We start from the raw sequence: 2357 nt of genomic DNA on the forward strand, positions 1-2357 counted from the left end.
ATGCCGGCCAATTTCGTTTTGCACGCTTAAATCACGGTAATCCCCGCATGGAAATCAAGGTCAATTTTCTCGACAATCTCCGTCTCGAAGCCAAGTTCGACGACTTCACGGTGATCGCCGACCAACCGATTCGCTACAAGGGTGATGGCTCGGCCCCGGGGCCGTTCGACTATTTCCTGGCGTCTTCGGCCTTGTGCGCGGCTTACTTCGTCAAGCTGTACTGCCAGACCCGCGACATCCCCACCGAAAACATCCGCCTGTCGCAGAACAACATCGTCGACCCGGAAAACCGCTACAACCAGGTCTTCAAGATCCAGGTCGAGTTGCCCGAGGACATTTCCGAGAAGGACCGCCAAGGCATCCTGCGCTCCATCGACCGCTGCACGGTGAAGAAGGTGGTGCAGACCGGCCCCGAGTTCGTGATCGAAGTGGTCGACAACCTCGATGCCGATGCCCAGGGCCTGCTGATGCCGGTGGCGGACACCAGCACCTATATCCCCGGCAAGGACCTGCCGCTGGAGCAGACCATCGCCAACATGTCGGGCATCCTCGCCGGGCTGGGGATGAAGATCGAGATCGCCTCGTGGCGCAACATCGTGCCCAACGTGTGGTCGCTGCATGTGCGCGACGCCCAGTCGCCGATGTGCTTCACCAACGGCAAGGGCGCGACCAAGGAGGCCGCGCTGGCCTCGGCGCTGGGCGAGTTCATCGAGCGGCTGAACTGCAACTTCTTCTACAACGATCAGTTCTGGGGCGAGGACCTGGCCAACGCGTCGTTCGTGCACTACCCGAACGAGCAGTGGTTCAAACCCGGCCCGCGCGATGCGCTGCCGGCCGAGATCCTCGATGAGCACTGCCTGGCAATCTACAACCCGGACGGCGAGCTGCGTGGCTCGCACCTGTACGACACCAACTCGGGCAACACCGCGCGCGGCATCTGCTCGTTGCCATTCGTGCGCCAGTCCGACCAGCAGGTGGTGTACTTCCCGTCCAACCTGATCGAGAACCTGTTCCTCAGCAACGGCATGAGTGCCGGCAACACCCTGGCCGAGGCGCAGGTGCAGTGCCTGTCGGAAATCTTCGAGCGCGCCGTGAAGCGCGAAATCCTCGAAGGCGAGCTGTGCCTGCCAGATGTGCCGCAGGAGGTGCTGGCCAAGTACCCGGCCATCGTCGCCGGCATCCAGGGCCTGGAAGAGCAGGGCTTCCCGGTGCTGGTCAAGGATGCGTCGCTGGGTGGCGAGTTCCCGGTAATGTGCGTGACCTTGATGAACCCGCGCACCGGCGGCGTGTTCGCTTCTTTCGGCGCCCACCCGAGCCTGGAAGTGGCGCTGGAGCGCAGCCTCACCGAACTGCTTCAGGGCCGCAGCTTCGAAGGTTTGAACGACCTGCCGCAACCGACCTTCGAAAGCCACGCGCTGACCGAACCGAACAACTTCGTCGAGCACTTCATCGATTCCAGTGGCGTGGTGTCGTGGCGCTTCTTCAGCGCCAAGGCCGACTTCGAGTTCGTCGAGTGGGACTTCTCCGGCCACGGCGAGGATTCCAACGTGCAGGAAGCCGCGACCCTGTTCGGCATCCTCGAGGACCTGGGCAAGGAAGTGTACATGGCCGTGTACGACAACCTTGGCGCCACCGCCTGCCGCATCCTGGTACCGGGTTATTCGGAGATCTACCCGGTCGAGGACCTGATCTGGGACAACACCAACCGCGCCCTGTCGTTCCGCGCCGACATCCTCAACCTGCACAGCCTGGACAACCGTTCCCTCAAGCTGCTGCTCAAGCGCTTGGACAACTGCGATGTGGATGACTACACCACCATCACCACGCTGATCGGCGTGGAGTTCGACGAGAACACGGTGTGGGGCCAGTTGACCATTCTCGAGTTGAAGCTGCTGATCTGCCTGGCGGTACAGCGCTTCGAGGATGCCAAGGAGCTGGTCGAGGCGTTCCTGCAGTTCAACGACAACACCGTCGAGCGCGGCCTGTTCTACCAAGCGTTGAACGTGGTGCTGGAAGTGCTGCTGGACGACGAACTGGAAATGGACGATTACGAAGCCAACTTCCGGCGCATGTTCGGCAACCCGCGCATGGACGCGGTGTTGGGCTCGGTGGACGGAAGCGTACGTTTCCATGGCCTGACCCCGACCAGCATGAAGCTCGAAGGCCTCGATCGCCACCTGCGCCTGATCGAAAGCTACAAGAAGCTACATGCGGCGCGGGCCAAGTTCGCCGGATAGCCGCAGCGCTCCAACCGCTATCTTGTACTGTCCGTTCTGGCCCAATCGCCGGCAAGCCAGCTCCCACAGGGATAGCACAGCCCTTGAGGCCAGTGCTGTCGAAGTGGGAGCTGGCTTGCC

Annotated in this window: 1 protein-coding gene; it reads left to right on the forward strand. The window is 62.0% G+C overall.

The window, feature by feature from the left end; translation table 11 throughout:
* Positions 1-47: 47 nt before the first annotated feature.
* Positions 48-2237: an OsmC domain/YcaO domain-containing protein gene (locus ACK1U9_RS21040; protein WP_046615452.1), complete on the forward strand. Its 2190-nt coding sequence runs from the start codon at positions 48-50 to the stop codon at positions 2235-2237.
* The last annotated feature ends 120 nt before the right edge of the window (positions 2238-2357 follow it).

The organism is Pseudomonas sp. XP1, assembly GCF_053557675.1.